Origin of the sequence: Gordonibacter sp. An230 (assembly GCF_002159915.1) — a bacterium.
Taxonomy (GTDB): Bacteria; Actinomycetota; Coriobacteriia; order Coriobacteriales; family Eggerthellaceae; genus Rubneribacter.
The window spans coordinates 1-19,388 of the sequence record NZ_NFJP01000038.1; the positions used below are offsets into that span (position 1 = coordinate 1).

A 19,388-nucleotide genomic window follows, 5' to 3' on the forward strand; every position below is an offset into this window, starting at 1 on the left:
CACGCGATGGGCGTACGCCCCCCCCCGAACCGCGAGCGCAGCGCCATGCCTATCGCCACCGCGAAGGAAACGCCCACCATCGCAGCGCACTCTCGGAAATCGAACTCGAGGGCCGTCGTATAACGCAAGCAGAAGAACCACGTCCAGAACAACGTCTGCACGAAAGCCGCCCCGCCGATCATCTTAGCGCGATCCTGCATGCCCCTCCCTTCGGAGAAGAAGGGTACCATCGTCGACCCATGTGGCAAAGGGGTAAAAAACTCCCCCTCCGTTCGCGCGAATCACCCTCGGTTGCCACTTTCCCCAAGGATGCCGCCGCCCTATGCTCAAACGGGCCTTCGACGAATCGGAGCGCCCGTCGAACGAAGGAGAAAGGGAACCACCATGGCAAAAAAGCCGCTTTCACGACGACAATTCCTAGCGGGCGCGGCCTGCGCGGGCGCCCTCGGAGCCCTGGGGACGACCTCCCTTGCAGGATGCGCGCCGCAGCAATCCAAGAAAGGCGCCGAGGATCAAGCGTCGGAACAAACCTACGACGTGATGACGGCGAAACCGAGCTTCCTGGAAAAGCCGCCGGTGCCGCAGAGCGTCAAGGAGGAGTACGATTGCGACGTGCTGGTCATCGGAACGGGCACGGCTGGAAACCCGGCCGTTCGAGCGGCGGCGGAGGCGGGCGCGAAGGTCATCGGCATCGACAAAGGGACAGACGTGGGCTTCGTTCCCTCCACCCAGGATTTCGGCGTGGTCGGTTCAGCGCTCCAAAAGCAGCTCGGCATCGAATGGGCGCCGAAGAACGAGGTGGTCATGCAGCTCATGAAGGACATGTGCTACCGACCGAACCCGCGACTGCTCAACATGTGGTACGAACGCTCTGGCGAGGCGTTCGACTGGGCCGTCGAAGGCGCCGATTTCCAACTGCTCGAATCCTCCATCGCAGAACCAACGCAGGAGAACTTCATCCGCCCGAAAATGTTTCCCGCCCTCGACGGATACGACCACCGCAGCGAATACTATCCTTATTTCCATGGCACGCTCATGACCCTTCCGAGCGCGCAATGGCTTCTTGAGAACTGCGTCCGCAAAGCGCAGGAGGCGGGCGCCGAGTTCAAATACGAACTGTTCGGCGAGCAGCTCATAACCGACGACGCCGGAGCGGTCGTGGGCGCCTACGCCCGCGACAAGAACGGCGACTACTACAGGTTCAACTGCAAGTCGGTCGTTCTTTGCTGCGGGGATTTCGGAGGCAGCGAGGAGATGATGCGGCATTTCGTGCCCCACGCAGCACAGTTCAACTGCTCTTACACACGCATAGACTGCGAAGGGAACCAGGCCAACACCGGCGACGGGCACCGCATGGCAATGTGGGCGGGAGCGGCCATGGAGCTTGGCCCCTACGCCCCGATGACCCATCATATGGGCGGACCGCTCGGTGTCGATGCGTTCTTGCAGCTCAACCTCGAAGGCGACCGCTTCATGAACGAAGACATACCCGGCCAGAACATCGCCGACCAGCTCTCCCGCCAACCCGGAGGCGTGTCCTGGCAGATCATCGACGACAACTGGCGCGACCAGCTGGAGGTTCAGGGCACCGGCCACGGCTACGTGAACCACTACCTCACCGACGAGGAGGCTGCGCAGATGCCCTGGGTCATGGAGTCGGTGTTCCTCGGCTACGTCACCGACGACGTGTTCCTCAACGGTGACAGCGAGTTCCGCAAAACGGGGGTCACCTGCCAAGCCGACACCATCGAGGAGCTGGCTGAGAAGATGGAGCTTCCCGTCGACAAGGTCAAGGCGTCCGTGGAGCGGTACAACGAATTGTGCGACAAAGGGGTCGACGAGGATTTCGGCAAGGATGCGCGCCGCATGTTCCCCGTGGTGAAGCCGCCGTTTTACGGCGTGAAGTTCGACCAGGCGGGCATGCTCGTATGCTGCGGCGGCATCAAGTGCGATCTTGACATGCACGCGCTCAACGAGAACGACGAGGTCGTCCCCGGCCTGTATGTAGCGGGGAACACCGGCGGCGGGCGATTCCTGGTCGAATACCCGGTAACCGTCGCCGGCATCAGCCTGGGATCGGCTCTCACGTTTGGCAAGCTTGCCGGCGAGAACGCCGCAAAGGGCGTCTAGCCCCGCTTTCCGAGCACCCCTCCTTCTCGGCCGGGCGCCCTGCCAGGGTGCCCGGCCGCACGCTCCGCCCTCACACCACCTGATGCCGCCGGAAAGCGAGGGCGGCGATAGGCACGCATGCGACCAGGACGAGTGCGTACAGGCATGCAAGCGCGCCTATCAGGTCTACGACGAACGGCCCCACCTGGTACGAAACGAGCATCGCGAAAAGCGTCTGGGCGTTGAGCGCGTTGACGGGGAACAGGCACAGCGCGTGCAGGAGCGCTCCATTGCCACCCGCAGGGATCAACCCCGTCAAAAAGACGAGCGCCGCGCAGGCGGCGAAGACGGCCACTTGGGAGCGCAGCTTCGACGAGAGCAGAAGCGTGAGACCAGCGAAGCCGAGCGCCATGAGAAAGCCCAGACCCAAGGTCAGAAACGTCGCCTCTGCCATCGTGAGGCCGTAGGGCATGTCAAGCGACATCACCTGAACCGGCAGGCCTGCGCCCTCGGCCCCGAAGAACGCGAGCGCAACGCCCACGATGACGAGCACCGCTAACGCATAGTAGACGGTCGCGAACAGAAGCGATGCGACGACCTTCGCCGCCACGAGCTTCGAGCGACCGTAACGCGACGAGAGCAGCACGGCGTCGGTGCGATCCTGGTACTCGCCCGAGAAGACGGGCGTCAGCACCACGCAGATGGCGACGAGGGGAAACACGAGGAAGCCCGCGCAATCGAGCACGTCGATCCAACCACCGGCGTAACCGTACGACAAAGGCTCGGACACCGCGTCCTCCTTCGCCGTCCAGTACGCGCGCTCGGCGTCGGAATACTCCCACGTTCCCCCCATGCCGTCGTCGAGCGCGCGCTGCAGCTCGTCGGCGACGGCTTCGTAGAATCCCTCGGCCGTCGCATCGTCCACCTGCGCCGCCGTTTGGCACGGCTCCTGCCCGGGTGCCTTCCACGGCGAAAGCAGGTAGGCGTAGTACGGATCGTAGATGGTCTCGATCTCCTCCGTATCGTACGCCTCGACCATGAGCTCGTACGCCGCTGAATCGCTCAAGCCCTCCACTTCGGAGGGGTCGACCTTCGAGAACGAAAGCTGTCGGTAGGCGGCAATCTCGTCCCGCACGCGCTCGACCGTCAGCACGCCTTCGTGCGCGTCGTCCTGCGCTTTGCGCTCGGCGATGGCCGCAGTGCCGCCCAGAACCTCCCCGAGACTCGATTCCGTTTTTGTCTGCACGACGTTGAGCGCCATGATGCCGCAGAGCAGTATCAGGATGCCCGCGCTCACCACTTGGGACGTGCGCCGCGCAAGCAGCTTCTTGAACTCGAACTTCATCAGATCAAACATGGTGCATTCCCTCTCCCGCCAGTTGAATGGAAATCAGAGAGAAGCGTCGAGGTACCCGGGATCGCCCCGTTTCGCGCCCGAGCGCGCTTCGCGCGCGCCGAACAAGCCGGCGGCTTGCCCTGCGCCGCGCTACGCGCCCGAGCGCGCGCTTTGCGCAACTTCGCCACGACGAAGCAAGAAAGGAGCGAGACCGAATACAACGACCCTTCACAGCGCCAGCATGCTCCGCTGTCCGTCAGGGCAGCACGGCCCCTTGCTCCTCGTTGCGAAACACGTACAGGTACAAATCCTCGAGCGTGGGCTCGAGCGGGTGCGCGCCGGGCGCCGGGCGCTCGTCGGCCACCACGCGCACGACCGCGTGGCCGTCGGCGGCGTAGTGGACGTTGCTCACGCAGCTCGCGGCCGCAAGCTGGTCGGCCTGCCGCGCGTCCACGTGGCACTCCCACACCTTCCCCGCCACGGTGGCCACCACCTCGGTCGGCGCGCCGCGCATGACGAACGCGCCCGCGCGCATGACCAGTATCTCGTCGGCGATGTACTCCACGTCCGACACGATGTGCGTGGACAGGATGACGATCTTGTCCTGCGCGAAGCTGGCGATGAGGTTGCGGAACCGCACGCGCTCCTTCGGGTCGAGGCCGGCCGTGGGCTCGTCGAGCACGAGGACGGCCGGGTCGTTCAGCACCGCCTGCGCGATGCCGAGGCGCTGCTTCATGCCGCCGGAGAACGTGCGGATCTTGCGGCCCGCCACGTCGGCGAGCCCCACCGTCTCCAGCAGCTCGAGCGAGCGGCGGCGCGCCGCGCGGCGGTCGATGCCCTTGAGCGCGGCCAGGTAGCACATGAAGTCGAGCGCCGTGAAGTCGGGGTAGTAGCCGAAGTCCTGCGGCAGGTAGCCCAACCGCGCGCGGTACCCGTCGCCGAGCGCGCGCACGTCCCGGCCGTCGAAGCGGATCTCGCCGGAGGTGGGGCGCAGCACGTCGCACACCATGCGCATGAGGGTGGTCTTGCCCGCGCCGTTCGCGCCCAGAAGGCCGTACACGCCGGGCTCGAGGGTCGCCGACACGCGGTCGACCGCGATCTTCGACCCGAACTGCTTGCTCAGCCGGTCAATGGTCAGTTCCATGAGGGTTTGCTCCTTCATCATCGTTGGTTCACGGCGGCCGCAAGCATGTCCAGGCCGCCCGCTATGCCCCCAAGCCAGGCGCGCGCCTCGCGGAAGGCCCACACAAGCGAGCCCGCCGCAACAAGCGCCCAGGCCCAGGCCGACCCCTGGGCGTAGGCGAGCGGCACGAGCGTGAACAGCGCGTAGGCGGCGGCCGCCACGAGCAGCGTCCACGCGCAGGCGAGTGGAAGCGCCTGTGACGGCGCGCAGCGGCGCACCAGCAGCAGCGCGCCCGCGCACGAGAGGAAGTAGGGGGCGCACGCGTGCACGAGCGAGGCGAACAGGTCGGTACCCAGCATGACCGGCGCGGCGAGCGCGATGGCCGTGACCGTCACCACGTCGGCGCAGCCCAGCACGACGAGCCGCGCGAGCGCGACCGCCCGGCAGTCGAAGCGGCAGGCGTACTCGAGCTCGGCCACGCGGTGGGAGGCGCTCGACAGCAGGTCGGGCAGGCCCACGAGCACCGTCGCCGCCGCCAGCACGCCCGACGCGAGCGGGAAGCCGCTCGGCGCATCGCCCGCGAGCAGGCACGCCGCTGCCATCGCCGCCACGAGCGCGAGCTGCGCCGCCCACACGCGCGGATGGATGAAGCGCGCCTGCACGGCCACGAACGAGGCGAACGTCGCACCGTGACCGCACACGCCCGCACCGACCGCATCCCTGCTCGCGTCCGCCGGGCGCTCCGTCGCCGCCGCGCGCACGGCCTTGAGGGTTGCCGCCTTCGCAGCCGCGTCCGGCGCGCCGCGCTCGGCGCGGTAGTGCGCGCCGAGCAGCCGCCCGACATCTCTCTTGCTCGTTGGACTCATGCCCCGCTCCTTCCTTCCAATCCGCGCCGGAGCTCCACCAGCGCCCGGTTCAACCGCCGGTTCACCGCAAAGCGCGACACGCCTAGGACCTGCGCGATCTCGCCCACCTTGAAGCCCTGGTCGAAACGCAGCTCCACCACCTCGCGCAGCTCGGGATCGAGCGCCCCGATCAGCACGCCCACCTCGCTGCCCGCGCACGCGGTCGCCGGGTCGGCGCCGGGCGAGCGGTCGGGCACGTCCACATCAAGCGGCACGGCGGGCGGGCGCTTAGCGCGCGATGCGTCGATGCAGAGGTTGCGCGCGATGGTGAGCAGGTACGCGAGCGGCTTGCCCTCGACCGGCGAGCGCCCGCTGCGCACGAAGCGCAGAAACGCCTCCTGCGCTACGTCCGGCGCCTCGTCGTACGATGGCGCGTGCCGCCGGCAGTACGCCAGCACATCGTCGTAATGCTCCTCGACCAGACGATCGAACGCCTCGCCGTCCCGCAGCCTGCCTCTCACGTCCCGCTTCACCTCCTCTGCCCTCTATAACGAATCCCTGGCGCGATCGGTGCGGCCGCACCGGAAAAACCTTTGGAAATTTCCTTGACCCTCACGCCACGTGAGGCCGTAGCATGGGCGCACGCGCTCGATGACGAATGCGCGCACCCGCGAGAAAGGAACCCCATGGACGTGCGATCCGTGCGCTCGGACCAAGCATACCGCGCCATGATCGCCGCGCCGCCCGAGAAGCGCGCCGACCTGTACCGCCACGAGCTCATGGCCCCCTTCAAGGAGAAGTGGGACTGCTACTGCGTGCCGCTCAAAGCCGCGCAGCCCGGCGGCTACGACGTGGTCATGGCCAGCGAGATGCTCGGCATCCTGCCGCCCATGCGCGTGGACGGCAGTTGGGCCGAAGCCGTGAGCCTCATCGGCGACGACGCCTTCTGGGACGCATGCCAACGCGCCGTCGAGCGCTCTCTCGCACGCTTCGGCGAGCGCGGCATCGAACTTCCGCGGAAGGACTACCGCTTCACCGTGCTGTTGGCGAACCCGGACAACCCCGTGGTACGGGCGAGCGAAAGCTACTGCGGCGACGGGGGCATCCCCGGCAGCATCTTCGCCTGGCTCGTGCCGGGCGGGCGCACGATGCGCCGCCTGCCCGCAGCGCTCGCGCACGAGGCGAACCACAACGTGCGCTTCCAGTTCGTGAGGTGGCGAAACGACATCACGCTCGGCGAGATGCTGGTGAGCGAGGGGCTGGCCGAGAACTTCGCCGTGGAGCTGTTCGGCGAGGAGCTGGCGGGACCGTGGGTCGCGCGCACCACGCCCGACCTGCTCGAGCAGGTGAAGCCGCTCGTGCACACAGGTTTGGGGGGCGCAAGGCCTGGCCGAGCTTTCCGCCTACCTCTACGGCGACGAGACGGCCGCGCTCATGGGCTACCCCACGCGCGGCGTGCCTTACTGCGCCGGTTACGCGTGCGGGTACCACCTGGTCAGGCGCTTCCTCGACGAGACGGGCACCGATATCGCCGACGCCACCCTCCTCCCCGCCGCCGACATCCTCGACACCGTGCAAAGCTTTTGGGAGTGAACGCGTTCTGCCGCAAAGTCCTCGAGTTTTGCACCCTTGCGTAACTGGAACGGCCCTGAAACTGCAATGTACGCGAGTTATGCACCCTTTCCGCGCATCCAGTCAGGAATCGCGCGAATCGCGACCTGGGCTTTTACGGTCAACGACGCTTTTCTCAAAGCAAAATCCCCCCGCTAAGGCTCGCGCAAGGGTGCATAACTCGACGACATTGCATTTTCAGGCCGATTTCTCATGCACGGGCTCAACGCGCAGGCCGCGCGTGAGGAACGGCGGAAAGTCGCCGTAGGCCCCCGGCGGCAGCGGACGGGGATCGGCCGCCTCGTAGTTCGGCGCGGGAGCGGCCGCGACGCCCGCGAACCGCACCGGCACGCCGGGCGAGGTGTAGAAGCTTTGGCCTTTCTGGATATGGAAGTGCAGGTGCGGCTCGGAGCTGTTGCCAGAGCTGCCGCAGAGCCCAACGCGCTGCCCGCGCCTCACTTCCTGGCCGGCCTCGACCAGCACGCCGCCCGGCATCAGATGGCACAGGCACGAGAACTCGCCGTGTGCATGCTCGACGAGCACGAAGTTGCCGCGGATGTCGTCCCCGCCGCAGCACACCGCGCCGTCGAGCGCGATCGGCGCGTCGGGGCACGACGCGCCCGCTTCGACCACCACGCCGTCGGCAGGCGCGAGAACGGGCAGACCGTAGCAATAGTACGAGGCGGGGTCGGCCGGATCGGCGTCGGGGCGGCAGCTGCGCCCTTCGTCATCGAGTATCACAAAGTCGTAGGCATAGCGTTGGGTGAGCACGTCCCACGAATGCGACGTCTCCTCCTCCACCCCGCCGTTGAGCACGGTCCACGCCCCTTCGAACGGCAGCGCGTACTCGACCCGCGAGGCCCCGGTCAGCTTGTCGGGCTCCTTGCCGTCGTAGCGGACGGCCATGACCATGAGCCCGCCTATCTGCTTAGCGATCTGCCGATACAGCGCGAGCTTCCCCATGCCGCCCTCCGCCTACTGCGGACGGTAGACGGCGCAGTTGTTCGGAGTCTCGTACATCTCCACCTGGGACACGGGAAGGCCCTGCTCCACCAGGCGGTCGCAGAAATAGCGTGCCAGGTTCTCCGCCGTGGTGCGGAAGGGCAGCACGGTCAAACTGAACCCCTCGGCCTCGAGCGCCGCCAGCGTCGCCGGGGCGAGCGAGCCCTCCTCCACGAGGAAGGTGTGGTCGAGCGCCTCGGCCAGCTCGCGCACCGCGCGCTTGAACACGCCGAAGTCGAGCACCATGCCCTTCATCGTGCCCTCGGTTTGCAGGTCGTCCACCGCAAGGCGCACCACCGCGCGCCAACGGTGGCCGTGCAGGTTCTCGCACTTGCCGTAGTAATCGGTGAGAAAATGGGCCGAATCGAAGCTGGCCTCAGTCTTCAGTCCATACATGATGCGCTCCTTCGCCTCGCCGTGACGTTCGCCGCCATGATAGCACGGGAACCGACGCACAACCGCCTTGGGATCGGCGCGCCAAGCAACCCGCGCAACCGGGTGTCTCAAGGAGAACGCCGGCTCGCGTGGTTGCCGGCCCGCTCCTCGCCAGCCTTTCCTCGGGTTTGGGGCCTCTTGGATGCACCGTTTTGGCCGCTGTGAAGGATTTTCGAGGGGTCGAATGCGTCCTCGCCCTCCGAACGATACGATCCTCGCGCATTTCCCCTGATCGCCGTCAGCAAGTTTTCGCCAAGCCGCGGAAAAGAGCTTCAGAGCGGCCAAAACTGTGCAATTGAAGGCTCGGAAACGGAAGGCTCCGACACAGCCATGTTCGACAACTGGCTCCAACGTGATCGGAGACCGGGAAAACCGAGCCCCCTCGACAAGCGCAAGGCCGACCCCCGAGGACTCGTCCCCGATCAAGGGGCCGACCTCCACCCGCCCCCCCAAGGGCGCAAGGCCGGCTTCCGAGGGTCCGCGTCGGATGGGGTCGTTGAGCCCCGTCTCCGGAAGACGGCCTCGCGGCATGCCAATCCCGACCCATCGGCGGACAAGCACCCTCTCTCTCCGCCAGACAGCGGAAAGAGAGGGGAGGGTTCCTGCCCGAGCCCCTCCGTCACTTCAACGGGTCAGCACCTTCGCGCCCGCACCATGACCGCCCGATGCGGCCGCAGCTTGGCAGCGAGCGCGTCCGCGCCGTCGGCGCACGCCACGTCGCCTGCCCCCACGAGCTGCTCGAGCTCGCTGCGCGAAAGGCCCAGCTTGGCACGCAGCACCGCGGCGAGCCGGATGCCCGAGAGCCCTTCGGCATGGATCTCCACCCGGCAGTCCTCGTCGCCGGGCAGCTCGCCCTCGACGGCGAAGTCCACCGGACCCCGCCGCGCGCCGTTGCCTTTCAGCAGGCCCGCGTCGAGGGCGCACTCGAGGGCCAAGCCCGGGTCGTTGCCCATGAAGCGCTCGAGCAGCTCGCGGCCGACGCCGCCCGGCCGCCCGCGGCTGACCACCGCGCAATTCCACACGCTGCCGCACGAGACGCACCGGTAGATGAGCCATACGTCCAGACGCTTCTTCTGGGCGTTCACGCGGAACCGACCCGTCGATTCGAACCTTGCCTCAGCACCGCAGGCGCCGCACGGACGCAAAGCGGCCGGCGCGGAGGTCGCCCCCACGCGCCACTGTATCGTTTTCATAATGTTCGCTGCCTTCCTTTGCGTTCTGAATAGGTGCAATAAGGAAGGCGAGCGCAGGCGGCACCACGCCGTTGTTCAGCTTTTTCATAAAGGAAACCTCTTCGTTTGATCGATCGTTCCGCCGGATGAGCCCATCACGAAGCGGCCGCGCGCGAACGCGGCGACGGATAGGCGGGATGAGTCGCGTGATCTACCGGTTGGGAGGAACGGTCATGGAAAGAGGCCTTTCAAGAGGATGACGGGCGCCACAGCCCGGGCGGCCATGGTACCAAAGAGGCCGTTGCCGCGTCAACACGACAGCCGACAACGCCAACCCGCTGCCGGCCGGGCCCTGCGGGCCGGCAAGAGGGCCGCCCTGCGTCAATCGCAGCGGAACAAGTTCGAGAGCCACTCGCATCTGCGATTTCGACCCTCGCTTATCGTCTGCGGCAGCGGTATACTGCTTCAGTTCCACCAACCCCGAGAAAGGAGCACCTCTGTGAAGACGCTCGCCAAGATCAGCGACTTCACGGGAAAGTACATGGCGATCATCGCGCTTGCCGTCGCGATCGTCGCCCTGGTCTTTCCCGGCCCCGTATCATCCGTCGTCAAAACAAGCTATGTGAACATCCTTTTGGGCATCGTGATGTTCGGCATGGGCATGACCCTCAAGCTGGCCGACTTCAAGGTGGTGTTCACGAAGCCGAAGGCCGTCATCGTGGGAATCTTGTCCCAATTCGTCATCATGCCAGTGCTGGCGTTTCTGCTCACGGCGGTGTTCCAGCTGCCCGCCGAGCTGGCCGTGGGCGTGATCCTCGTGGGGTCGTGTCCAGGCGGCACCAGTTCCAACGTCATGACCTACCTCGCGAAGGGCGACGTGGCGCTGTCGGTGGGCATGACCGCTTGCACCACCATCATGGCACCCGTCGTCACGCCGCTTTTGGTGCTGCTGTTCGCCGGGCAGACCGTGGACGTGGATGTTCTCGAAATGTTCCTGTCCATCGTGCAGGTGGTGCTCGTACCCATTGCGGCGGGCTTTCTCATCAACTACTTCTTCGAGAAGGTGGCCGCGGCATGCGCGAGCGTTTTGCCGCTCGTGTCGGTGGTGGGCATCTCCCTCATCATCATGGCCGTGGTCGCCGCCAACCAGGCGAAACTGCTTACCGTAGGGCCGCTCATCATCCTCGTGGTCATGCTCCACAACGTTTTGGGCTACGCGCTCGGGTATCTGGTCGGACGCGTCCTGCGCCTGACCAAGGAGCAGATGCGCACGCTGTCCATCGAGGTGGGCATGCAGAACTCCGGACTCGCCAGCTCGCTTGCCACCGTGCACTTCGCAAGCATGCCGCTGGCCGCGGTGCCTGGCGCCGTGTTCAGCGTGTGGCACAACATCTCGGGCGCAGTGTACGCGAACATCCTCGCGCGCTCGGCCGGCAAAGATGCCGGCGAAGCCGAGGGCGAAGGGGAAGCCGAGCAGGCTGCCGCGTAGCGTACGGCATCGAATTCGCGCGAGGGGCGCGGGCTTCGGCTCGCGCCCCTTTTCATGCTGCAGCGCCTCACATGCGGGCAACGAGCGCCGCCATGGCGGCTGCCAGCACGCCGACGGCCGCCAGCGGCAACGCGCCGTCCACGAACGAGGGCATCGGCGACAGGCGGAAGTACAGCACGTAGCACACGAGGCAACCGGCAAACAGCACCGCGACGGCCACGGCGAGCACCGCGGCGAGCCCTGGCCCCACCGCGCCGGCACCCGCAAGCGCGTTCACCACGGCCAGCTCGAGCGCAGCCCACAGCACGAACAGCAGAAGCTCGATGGTCACGGGCCGTTGGAAGAAGCGCGTCGTGACGTACGCCAGCGCGAAGTACGCGACGACCCCGCCCACCGCGAACGCCCAACCGGGAACGACACTGCCCGCCGATGCGCCCGTGAGCGCGCCCAATCCCATACCGATAAGCACGACGGCCGCTATCCCGAACAGCACCGCGCCCACGATGCACCCCACGCCCGCCGCGTACAGCGCGCCCGTCGCCTTCGGCAGGGCCGGGTTGAAGAACATCCACCACCAAGCCAGGTACAGCGCGGCGCACACCGCCAGGCACACGTGCCCGCCCGTCAGCGTCGCGGGCACGGTCGCGTTCATCTCGGGCATGTCGACGCTCCTTTCCAGCTCGCGCTGCATACGGTCGGAAACGAGCGTAGCGCCGCAAACCTCGTTTGCACAGGAGAGCCGACGAACGGTGAGGCATCCGTCATCGATGCGCCGCGCGAAGCAGTCACTCCCGGTCGATGCGCTCGATCTTGAAGACGACGGGGCGCGTGCCGTCGTTGCAGCAGGCGATCATCATGCGCTCGTCGTTCGTCCAGCCGCGCATGACGGAGCCGCCCTGAAGCGCCGTGTAAATGTAGCGGCTGATGCAGTCCCATGCCTCTGAGCATGGGAACTTCGGGGTGAGGTCGCACCCGAAATGCCAGAAGTCGTCGCGCTCGGTGTTGCGCTCGAACAGGAACTCCTGCCCCGGCTGGAAGCAGGGGCACGCGCCCGACCTTGGGTCGGCGAGGTAGCGCTCCTGCAAGTCGGGGAACACCTTCGTCTCGAGCACCGTGACCTTGCATGCATGTTCCATAGGGAACCGCCTTTCGCCTCGTTGTCCTCAGATCATCAGTATACCTTGCAGCCGATCGACGGCGGCGCGTCGCGGCAGATTACGGCCTTTTAAAAAGCGTGGACGACCTGGCCTGCCTCCTGCAATTTCGGAAATGGCTCCTGCTCCTGGTACGATTTTCGATGTACGAACTTACCGTTCTGTTTGCTCTCACCGTGCAGAAAACCCCAGCTCACGTTTCACGTTACCATCGCCCAATAGTACATCGGAAAATATTTGCCAGAAACTTGTAGGTTCATCGAAATCAACCTTCGACACCACCTATTGCAGAAGCGAATCTCCAAGATTGAAACGCAGACAGGACAGGGTTGCCCCTCTCGCAGCGCTTTGCCAAGGCCATGCGCCACCTCCGGAAAGCGTGCGCCCTGGATGAGCAGCGCCGACGTTGCGCTTCTATGCGTAACGCCTGTCGCCGCGACAATGCTCAGCGCATAACCCCCCTTCTGTTTCGGACGGCCTACGCCGACAGAAGTCCGGAATCCCCATGGACGAGAGACACCAGTTGCTGTCGCGATGCGACACCGCACTTCCCATATATATGTTTCAAGTGGGTCTTCACCGTGTTGTACGAGATACCCAGCAACCGGTGGATCGCCATCCCGTCGCGTCCCTGCAAGAGCAGCGCAAGCACGTCTCGCTCGCGAGGCGTCAAACCGTACGCAGCGGCCGCTTCGTCCACCGCGTTCCGTGCGAAACCGCCTCCGCACATCGTGAGAGCGTCCATAAAGGATCCCTTTCCGTCACCCGTCAAATCGGAAGAGCCTGACCGCCGAGACGGATCGGGCCAAGGTTGCAAAGGAAGCGCGAGGGAGGGAATGCTTCCTTACGAATTGTCAAGATTACTCCCAGGCGTCGAGGGCCGCGGCTTTCTCGCCTATGACCATTCCCAACGTCGTGCACGACCCGATGCCCACGCCCACCATGTAATGGTTGCCCACGATGGAACGAGTGACGATCTCGCCCGCCGCGAACAAGCGGCCGCCGCCAATCGGCTGCTCTTCGTACTGCCCGAGCACCTGGCAATCGCCGTTGATCATGAAGCCGGTGCACGGCGTGTACAGCAGGTGGGGGAAGCTTGCGTACGCGTAGAAGGGAGCTTGATCGAGCGCCACCGGTGCAGGCGTGCCGGCGCCGTTCCATTGCTTGCGTCCGAAGAGTGTGTCGCCGCCGTTCGCGATGTCCTCGTTATACTTGGCTAACGTGGCGGGAAGATCGGGCGCATTGATGGCCTCGGCCAGCTCCTCGATGGTGTCTGCCTTGATGAAGTACGACTCGTTCTCCGGGTAGATGCCGTTGTTGGGTCCGTTCTCCACCGCGCGGTCGTAGGCCGCCTGGTCGAACACCTGCCACGTCTGGAACTTCTCGTTGCCTTCCTGAGCCGACTTTTGAACCAGGGCGCGCGTGCGCGCGTTGGTCCAATACTGCCCGTCGTCGAAGAACCGATTGCCGGACAGGTCGGTCACGATGGCACCGAAGTGGCACATCTCCGTGTAAGCCTTGCCATCCTCAGAATCGCCCTCGCACGCGTAAATGCATTCGCGGCCCCACATGGCGCCGCCTAGGCTCATGAGCGACAGATGTCCGAGTCCCGTCAGCCCCTGGCCGGTGAACAGCGGTATCTTGCTGAAGCCCATCGCGCACTCCTCGACGAGTTCCACGTTGCGAAGGAACGATCCAGTGCACATGAGCACGGCCTTCTTCGCCTTGAACGCGATCTCCTTCGAGCCGCTCTGGGCTATGGCGCCCAGAACCGTTCCGGCGCCGTCGTACACGAGCTTGGTGAACTCGGTCTCGAAGCGGTAGTCCGCTCCGGCCTTCTTGCCGGAGTCGGTCAGCAGCTGCAGCATCTTCGCGTTGTCGACCACATGGCAGCGCAGCAGCGAGTGCCCTACCTGCACATACGGGTCAGGGAACTCCAATCCCAGCTCCTTGAGCAGCTGGTATCCGCGCGCGCTGTTCTCGGCGTACGTGCGGATGGCGTCCTCGCGGTTGGCCTGGATGATATTGCCGTCCGAGTTGCCGTTGGCGATCGCGTCCTCCAAGAACTTCTCGACCGAGTCCTCGATGCCGAGCGCTTTCTGCTCATCGGAGCCCACCACGCAGAAGTTGCCTTTGCAGATAGACGTCGCATTGAAGTTGTTCGACGTCTGCGAGTCGAGCACGATAACGCTTGCGCCCGCTTTCGCCGCAGCCAGAGCCGCTGAAGTGCCTGCACCGCCGGCTCCAAGCACCAGAACATCGCACTCCTCATCCCACTTCGCCGGCACGTTGCCGCCCGTCCCGCCCTCGCCGGCGGTAAGCGCAACGGACGCGCCCCCGTCAGCGCTTTTCGACGTGCACCCTGCCAAGCCGATACCCGCTGCCATGGCGGCCAAGCCTGCCGTGGTCAGAAAGCCCCTGCGCGACATATCCTTCTTCATACTCTCCTCCTTGTCCAGGCCGCCCTCGCGACCCTCGTCGATTCGGACAAGAAGAGCATACCGAGCCGCCTCCGGCTCCGGAACAGACGGAACAAGCTGGTCGTCATAACCAATCGTTATGGCCCTCGGCGCAGTTTAAAACACGGAGTGCTCCCAAGCGAACAGGTTCCCCCGATTCGCCTCGACCCACCTAAGCGCGAACGACCGGAACGCCTCCGCATCGTCGTCCAGCGTCTCCCCCTTGCGCTTCACTAGGTAGATGTCGTACGAACACGCGTCGCTTTCAAACGGCACTGCCACCACACGTTCCGCAGCCCTCATGAACGACGAGTAGTCGGTCGTGATGCTCACGGCCTGTCCAGCCGCTACCAACTGGCTGCCGGTGAAGCCCTCGATCAGCTCGATCAAGCGCTCGGGCTCGGCACCAGCCTCGGCAAGCCATCGCAAGTTGTTGCGGTACGGCACATAGTCCCGCGAGAGCAACGCCACGGAGCGACCGTCCAGGTCGGCGTGCGTCACGAACTCTCGCTGCGCCAGAGGATCGGCAGCGTTCACCTCGAGCACATGCCGATGCCGGCTGAACGGCCACGCGTCGTACCTCCCCCGGTCGATCGGCCCGGCCAGAAAGCCGATGTCGACGGCACCGGAAGCCAAGAGCTCCTCGACGCGCCGATCGCTGCTCTCCTCGATGGTCAGCTTGACGTCGGGATGCTCGCGTTCGAAGTCGTCGTTGAACTTAAGGCCCACGTACAATGTCACGCCCACGGTCGAAGCCACCGCCAGCTTGCGTTTCCCCGCCAACTCCACGGCATCCTTCTCGATAGCATCTAGAAGCACGTTCAGCTTGTCCACCTTCGCGTACAGCGCCTCCGCGTATGCTGTGGGAGTCACTCCTTTGGTCGTGCGCTCGAACAACGCGCAGCCGAACTCCGTCTCCAGTCGCGCGATGGTCTTTGAAAGACCAGGCTGCGTGATGTAAAGCTGCGCGGCCGCCTTCGTGATGCTGCCGGCCTCGTACACGGCCTTAAACGCCATCAGGCTCTTCGTGTCCATCAACGCCTCCCTGACCACGCCGTCGGTTCCCCTTGCGCGATTGTATCAGATCGCGGGCAGGCAAGCGGCCGAGCCGAACGGCACCCAGCTTTGGCGCGGCGCCGTCGCAGAAACGACATTTGGAAGCGCGCCTCGCCTGGCGTACAATCGACCCAGCAAAAAACGCATCGCGACGGAAAGGTTTCCAGCATGGTGGACACAGCAAGCAGCATCGAGCTCGGCTTCATCGGGTTCGGCAACATGGCCCAGGCGATGGCGCAGGGCCTCGTGAATTCGGGCGCGCTTCCGGGCGGGCGCATCCACGCGTGCGCCGGGCACTTCGACAAGCTGCAGGCCACGGCCGAGAAGCTCGGCGTGAACGCGCATCGCGAGGCGGCCGAGGTGGTGGAGGCCAGCGACTTCGTCGTCCTCGCAGTGAAGCCCTACCTCATCGAGCAGGTGGTGGAGCCGGTGCGCGACCTGCTTGCCGGCAAAGCCGTGATCTCGGTGGCCGCCGGGCGCGACTTCGCGTTCTACGAGAGCATCCTCGCCCCCGGCACGCACCACCTCAGCACCATCCCCAACACGCCCATCGCCGTGGGCGCGGGCGTCGTGGCCTGCGAGCAGCGCCACTCGCTCACCGACGAGCAGCTGGGCGCGTTCGTGAACCTGTTCGGCCAGATCGCCCTCATCGAGTGGGTGGACGGCAAGCTCTTGTCCACGGCCAGCTCCGTCGCCGGCTGCGGCCCTGCGTTCGCCGCGATATTCCTTGAAGCGCTCGGCGACGCGGGCGTGAAGCACTGCCTTCCGCGCGCGACCGCGTACCGCCTGGCCGCCCAGATGATGATGGGCACGGCCAAGCTGCATCTAGAGACCGGCGAGCATCCCGGCGCGATGAAGGACGCCGTGTGCTCGCCGGGCGGCACCACCATCAAGGGCGTGGCCGCGCTCGAGAAGGACGGCTTCCGCGGCTGCGTGATCGACGCCATCGACGCCATCCAGGGCGCGTAGGATCGCACGCCGGATCGATCCGAAGGGGCGCGACATGACGCTCGAAAACAAGCCCGGGGTCACCGACGCTGCAGAATTGGCAAGAGCCGAAGAGCTGTTCAGTAAAAAGCGAGCGCTTGGGCTGTTCGAAGACGGCATTCTCGAAAATCTGCAGCCGGAACCGCCGAATACCTGACGGCCATTTATCGACATCTTTTCCAAGACGTCGACGGCTTCGCCGGCGAGCCCCGAGACGCGAACAGAGCGAAAGGGACGTTCAGGTTCGCGCCTCTCATGCACCTCGAAGCGTCCTTGGAGCACGCTCTCGATGCCTCAATCATCGTTTGTCGAAATCGTCGAGAAGTACGTGGAGATGAGCATCGCGCATCCCTTCCGTGAGGGTAACGGCCGCAGCATGCGGACATGGCTCGACCTCATCTTGAAAGGGGAGCTTGGCCTGGTCGTCGATTGGAGCATGGTCGATAAAGAAGATCATCTCCTGGCGATGGGGCGAAACCTTGTTAAGGATATCGAGATCAAGCACGTCCTCAAGCAAGCGCTCACCGACAAGGTGGATGATCGTGACGCGTACACGAAGGGAATCGACGCCAGCTGCTACCACGAGGGCTATACCGTGCACAAAACGGCGGAGTTGCAGCGCATCGCTTCAAGAACGTTGTCGCCCGAAACGGTCGGTTTTCGGCTCGATTCCGACCGTTTCGGGCGACAATCCCACAGGGAAGGGGGTCGCCGCAGCTCGACCTGCGGCGACCCCTCGTCGCATCGTTGCGCCGCGCTTAGAAGCCGAACATCGCCGTCGTCAGGTAGCGCTCGCCGGTGTCAGGGAGGATCACCACGATGGTCTTGCCCTCGTTCTCGGGACGCTCGGCCACCTGGCGCGCGGCGGCCACGGCCGCGCCCGACGAGATGCCCACGAGCAGGCCCTCCTTCGCCGCCAGCTCGCGGCCCGTCGCGAAAGCGTCCTCGTCGGCGATGGCGATCACCTCGTCGTACACCGCCGTGTCCAGCGTGTCGGGCACGAAGCCCGCGCCGATGCCCTGGATCTTGTGCGCGCCCGCGCGCCCCTCGCTCAAAACCGGCGACGCGACCGGCTCCACGGCCACCACCTGCACGTCGGGATTCATGCGCTTCAGGTAGGCGCCCGTGCCGCTCACCGTGCCGCCCGTGCCCACGCCCGCCACGAAGACGTCCACGTCCCCGCCGGTGGCTTCCCAGATCTCGGGACCCGTGGTGGCCTCGTGCACGGCCGGGTTCGCCGGATTCGTGAACTGCCCGACGATGAACGAGTTGGGAATCTCGGCGGCCAGCTCGTCGGCGCGCGCGATGGCGCCCTTCATGCCCAGAGCGCCGTCGGTCAGCACGAGCTCGGCGCCGTAGGCCTTCATGAGGTTGCGACGCTCGACGGACATCGTCTCGGGCATGGCGATGATGAGGCGCATGCCGCGCGCGGCGGCGAGGGCGGCCAAGCCGATACCGGTGTTGCCCGAGGTGGGCTCGATGAGCACCGTGTCCTCGTCGATCACGCCGCGCGCGAGCGCGTCGTCGATCATCGCCTTCGCGATGCGGTCCTTGATGGAGCCGGCCGGGTTGAACGACTCCACCTTGCCCACGATGCGGGCTTTCAAGCCGTGGTTCTTCTCATAGTTCGCGAGCTCGACGAGCGGGGTGTTGCCGATGAGCTCCGCTACACTTGCATATACGGTCATGATGCGCCTGCTTTCCATCTTCCGACCGCGCCTCTCCGGCTGCGGCCGGCGCCCGCTCCGCGGGCCTCCTGTGTATCGCGCTAAATCCTACTAAATTGATATATTTTAGTCAACGCAGCGACGAGAAGAGCACGCCCACGCCATGCGCGGAAGAGTCCGCCCGTCCCCTCCGCCCGCCCCCTCCAAGCAGAGATCGCAAGCGCGCAACCGCACGCCTCACAACGCCGTGCCCACCTTCGGCGTGTAGAACCCGCTCATGTCGACACCTTCGAGTTCGAGCAGCTTCTTCTTCGTGGCGATGCCGCCGCCGAAGCCGGTGAGATTGCCGCTTGCGCCCATCACACGATGGCAGGGCACGATGACGCACAGCGGATTGCGCCCCACCGCGCCGCCCACCGCCTGAGCCGACATGCGCCCGCCCGATTCGGTGGCCATCCGCTTCGCGATCTGTCCATACGTCACCGTCTGCCCGTAGGGTATCTCCGTCAGGATATCCCACACGCGGCGCTGGAAGACGCTGCCACGCGCGGACAGCGCAAGCTCTGTCGGCAGGGGACGCTCTCCGGCGAAATAGCGGTCGAGCCAGCAGCGCGCTTGGCCGAAAATCGGCAAGTCATCCTCCCGCTCCATGGCTTCATGGATGCCATAGCCAAAAAAGCGATCGTTTTCGAACCAGCACCCAACCAGCGCCTCGCCATCGCTCGCCAGCGTCAACACGCCGATCAGCCCCGTATCGTATTCAGTGCAGTACATCATGAAGCAGCTCCTTTCGCCTCGTCTGCAAGACGGCTCCACGCGCGCAGGGGTCGCAGAGTGTGCCATGGGCGCCAATGCTCCACGAGCGCCATGCGCTCCTGCGCATCGTTGCTGGAAAGCGCGTTGCCTATCTCGGCCGTCGCCTCACAGAGCATGCGATTCTCGC

General features: G+C 65.4%; 21 protein-coding genes. 5 read left to right on the forward strand and 16 right to left on the reverse strand.

All coding sequences use genetic code 11. The annotated features are described in order from the left end of the window. A partial coding sequence (locus B5F40_RS14450) for a hypothetical protein (RefSeq protein WP_140396520.1) occupies positions 1–200 on the reverse strand: 200 nt, incomplete at its 3' end. 184 nt (positions 201–384) lie between these two features. Here B5F40_RS14450 and B5F40_RS14455 point away from each other — a divergent pair. Further along, a complete protein-coding gene (locus B5F40_RS14455) occupies positions 385–2,130 on the forward strand; it encodes an FAD-dependent oxidoreductase (RefSeq protein WP_087194979.1) in 1,746 nt (581 codons plus the stop codon). Between the two features lie 70 nt (positions 2,131–2,200). Here B5F40_RS14455 and B5F40_RS14460 read toward each other — a convergent pair whose 3' ends face one another. The 4 genes from B5F40_RS14460 to B5F40_RS14475 all read right to left on the reverse strand — a co-directional run bounded on the left by B5F40_RS14460 (position 2,201) and on the right by B5F40_RS14475 (position 5,934). After that, positions 2,201–3,466 (reverse strand): ABC transporter permease, encoded by a 1,266-nt coding sequence (locus tag B5F40_RS14460; RefSeq protein ID WP_087194980.1) that lies wholly within the window; start codon positions 3,464–3,466, stop codon positions 2,201–2,203. 235 nt (positions 3,467–3,701) lie between these two features. After that, positions 3,702–4,589, reverse strand: coding sequence for an ABC transporter ATP-binding protein (locus B5F40_RS14465; RefSeq protein WP_087194981.1), 888 nt, complete (start codon positions 4,587–4,589; stop codon positions 3,702–3,704). Positions 4,590–4,606: 17 nt separating this feature from the next. Continuing rightward, a complete protein-coding gene (locus tag B5F40_RS14470) occupies positions 4,607–5,434 on the reverse strand; it encodes a hypothetical protein (RefSeq protein WP_087194982.1) in 828 nt (275 codons plus the stop codon). After that, the gene (locus B5F40_RS14475) at positions 5,431–5,934 is read right to left on the reverse strand and encodes an RNA polymerase sigma factor (protein WP_087194997.1); all 504 of its coding nucleotides are present in this window, start codon (positions 5,932–5,934) and stop codon (positions 5,431–5,433) included. Before B5F40_RS14475 ends, B5F40_RS14470 begins: the two co-directional genes overlap by 4 nt. A gap of 165 nt (positions 5,935–6,099) precedes the next feature. Between B5F40_RS14475 and B5F40_RS16990 the strand changes: the two genes are divergently transcribed. Further along, positions 6,100–7,050, forward strand: coding sequence for a DUF2268 domain-containing protein (locus tag B5F40_RS16990; RefSeq protein WP_446718603.1), 951 nt, complete (start codon positions 6,100–6,102; stop codon positions 7,048–7,050). Positions 7,051–7,222: 172 nt separating this feature from the next. On the opposite strand, the gene B5F40_RS14485 is transcribed toward B5F40_RS16990, so the two are convergent. The 3 genes from B5F40_RS14485 to B5F40_RS14495 all read right to left on the reverse strand — a co-directional run bounded on the left by B5F40_RS14485 (position 7,223) and on the right by B5F40_RS14495 (position 9,654). Next, a complete protein-coding gene (locus B5F40_RS14485) occupies positions 7,223–7,987 on the reverse strand; it encodes a M23 family metallopeptidase (RefSeq protein ID WP_087194983.1) in 765 nt (254 codons plus the stop codon). A 12-nt stretch (positions 7,988–7,999) separates the two neighbouring features. After that, positions 8,000–8,422: a 6-pyruvoyl trahydropterin synthase family protein gene (locus B5F40_RS14490; protein WP_087194984.1), complete on the reverse strand. Its 423-nt coding sequence runs from the start codon at positions 8,420–8,422 to the stop codon at positions 8,000–8,002. Positions 8,423–9,093: 671 nt separating this feature from the next. Beyond that, entirely contained in the window at positions 9,094–9,654 is a 561-nt protein-coding gene (locus B5F40_RS14495; protein WP_087194985.1) for a DUF1062 domain-containing protein, read from the reverse strand. A gap of 478 nt (positions 9,655–10,132) precedes the next feature. Between B5F40_RS14495 and B5F40_RS14500 the strand changes: the two genes are divergently transcribed. Next, positions 10,133–11,122 carry a bile acid:sodium symporter family protein gene (locus B5F40_RS14500; RefSeq protein ID WP_087194986.1) on the forward strand — a complete coding sequence of 330 codons (990 nt, stop codon included), beginning with the start codon at positions 10,133–10,135 and terminating at the stop codon, positions 11,120–11,122. Between the two features lie 67 nt (positions 11,123–11,189). On the opposite strand, the gene B5F40_RS14505 is transcribed toward B5F40_RS14500, so the two are convergent. The 5 genes from B5F40_RS14505 to B5F40_RS14525 all read right to left on the reverse strand — a co-directional run bounded on the left by B5F40_RS14505 (position 11,190) and on the right by B5F40_RS14525 (position 15,770). Beyond that, positions 11,190–11,783: a hypothetical protein gene (locus B5F40_RS14505; protein ID WP_239443081.1), complete on the reverse strand. Its 594-nt coding sequence runs from the start codon at positions 11,781–11,783 to the stop codon at positions 11,190–11,192. 124 nt (positions 11,784–11,907) lie between these two features. After that, positions 11,908–12,258, reverse strand: coding sequence for a TIGR04076 family protein (locus B5F40_RS14510; RefSeq protein WP_087194987.1), 351 nt, complete (start codon positions 12,256–12,258; stop codon positions 11,908–11,910). Positions 12,259–12,754: 496 nt separating this feature from the next. Next, complete coding sequence (locus B5F40_RS14515; RefSeq protein ID WP_239443082.1) at positions 12,755–13,021, reverse strand: response regulator transcription factor; 267 nt, start codon at positions 13,019–13,021, stop codon at positions 12,755–12,757. A 115-nt stretch (positions 13,022–13,136) separates the two neighbouring features. Next, positions 13,137–14,717 (reverse strand): FAD-dependent oxidoreductase, encoded by a 1,581-nt coding sequence (locus B5F40_RS14520; RefSeq protein WP_087194988.1) that lies wholly within the window; start codon positions 14,715–14,717, stop codon positions 13,137–13,139. 135 nt (positions 14,718–14,852) lie between these two features. Continuing rightward, positions 14,853–15,770 (reverse strand): LysR family transcriptional regulator, encoded by a 918-nt coding sequence (locus B5F40_RS14525; RefSeq protein WP_087194989.1) that lies wholly within the window; start codon positions 15,768–15,770, stop codon positions 14,853–14,855. Positions 15,771–15,959: 189 nt separating this feature from the next. Here B5F40_RS14525 and proC point away from each other — a divergent pair, with 189 nt between their 5' ends. Next, complete coding sequence (proC, locus tag B5F40_RS14530) at positions 15,960–16,760, forward strand: pyrroline-5-carboxylate reductase (RefSeq protein WP_087194990.1); 801 nt, start codon at positions 15,960–15,962, stop codon at positions 16,758–16,760. A 34-nt stretch (positions 16,761–16,794) separates the two neighbouring features. Further along, entirely contained in the window at positions 16,795–16,935 is a 141-nt protein-coding gene (locus B5F40_RS16995) for a hypothetical protein (RefSeq protein WP_446718604.1), read from the forward strand. A gap of 141 nt (positions 16,936–17,076) precedes the next feature. Here B5F40_RS16995 and B5F40_RS17000 read toward each other — a convergent pair whose 3' ends face one another. From B5F40_RS17000 to B5F40_RS14545, 3 genes are all read right to left on the reverse strand, one after another. Further along, a complete protein-coding gene (locus B5F40_RS17000; protein WP_446718605.1) occupies positions 17,077–17,361 on the reverse strand; it encodes a hypothetical protein in 285 nt (94 codons plus the stop codon). Between the two features lie 175 nt (positions 17,362–17,536). Continuing rightward, positions 17,537–18,466: a cysteine synthase A gene (gene cysK, locus B5F40_RS14540; protein WP_087195000.1), complete on the reverse strand. Its 930-nt coding sequence runs from the start codon at positions 18,464–18,466 to the stop codon at positions 17,537–17,539. Between the two features lie 216 nt (positions 18,467–18,682). After that, positions 18,683–19,222 (reverse strand): methylated-DNA--[protein]-cysteine S-methyltransferase, encoded by a 540-nt coding sequence (locus tag B5F40_RS14545; protein ID WP_087194991.1) that lies wholly within the window; start codon positions 19,220–19,222, stop codon positions 18,683–18,685. Positions 19,223–19,388 lie beyond the last annotated feature (166 nt).

Bases quoted from the DNA above. Each gene is read 5' to 3' on its own strand.
- B5F40_RS14520 (WP_087194988.1), bottom strand. From the start codon at position 14,717: ATGAAGAAGGATATGTCGCGCAGGGGCTTTCTGACCACGGCAGGCTTG.
- B5F40_RS14460 (WP_087194980.1), bottom strand. From the start codon at position 3,466: ATGTTTGATCTGATGAAGTTCGAGTTCAAGAAGCTGCTTGCGCGGCGC.
- B5F40_RS16995 (WP_446718604.1), top strand. From the start codon at position 16,795: ATGACGCTCGAAAACAAGCCCGGGGTCACCGACGCTGCAGAATTGGCA.
- cysK (WP_087195000.1), bottom strand. From the start codon at position 18,466: ATGACCGTATATGCAAGTGTAGCGGAGCTCATCGGCAACACCCCGCTC.
- B5F40_RS14505 (WP_239443081.1), bottom strand. From the start codon at position 11,783: ATGCCCGAGATGAACGCGACCGTGCCCGCGACGCTGACGGGCGGGCAC.
- B5F40_RS14545 (WP_087194991.1), bottom strand. From the start codon at position 19,222: ATGATGTACTGCACTGAATACGATACGGGGCTGATCGGCGTGTTGACG.
- B5F40_RS14485 (WP_087194983.1), bottom strand. From the start codon at position 7,987: ATGGGGAAGCTCGCGCTGTATCGGCAGATCGCTAAGCAGATAGGCGGG.
- B5F40_RS14515 (WP_239443082.1), bottom strand. From the start codon at position 13,021: ATGGACGCTCTCACGATGTGCGGAGGCGGTTTCGCACGGAACGCGGTG.
- B5F40_RS14455 (WP_087194979.1), top strand. From the start codon at position 385: ATGGCAAAAAAGCCGCTTTCACGACGACAATTCCTAGCGGGCGCGGCC.
- B5F40_RS14510 (WP_087194987.1), bottom strand. From the start codon at position 12,258: ATGGAACATGCATGCAAGGTCACGGTGCTCGAGACGAAGGTGTTCCCC.
- proC (WP_087194990.1), top strand. From the start codon at position 15,960: ATGGTGGACACAGCAAGCAGCATCGAGCTCGGCTTCATCGGGTTCGGC.
- B5F40_RS16990 (WP_446718603.1), top strand. From the start codon at position 6,100: ATGGACGTGCGATCCGTGCGCTCGGACCAAGCATACCGCGCCATGATC.
- B5F40_RS14470 (WP_087194982.1), bottom strand. From the start codon at position 5,434: ATGAGTCCAACGAGCAAGAGAGATGTCGGGCGGCTGCTCGGCGCGCAC.
- B5F40_RS14490 (WP_087194984.1), bottom strand. From the start codon at position 8,422: ATGTATGGACTGAAGACTGAGGCCAGCTTCGATTCGGCCCATTTTCTC.
- B5F40_RS14495 (WP_087194985.1), bottom strand. From the start codon at position 9,654: ATGAAAACGATACAGTGGCGCGTGGGGGCGACCTCCGCGCCGGCCGCT.
- B5F40_RS14465 (WP_087194981.1), bottom strand. From the start codon at position 4,589: ATGGAACTGACCATTGACCGGCTGAGCAAGCAGTTCGGGTCGAAGATC.
- B5F40_RS14525 (WP_087194989.1), bottom strand. From the start codon at position 15,770: ATGGACACGAAGAGCCTGATGGCGTTTAAGGCCGTGTACGAGGCCGGC.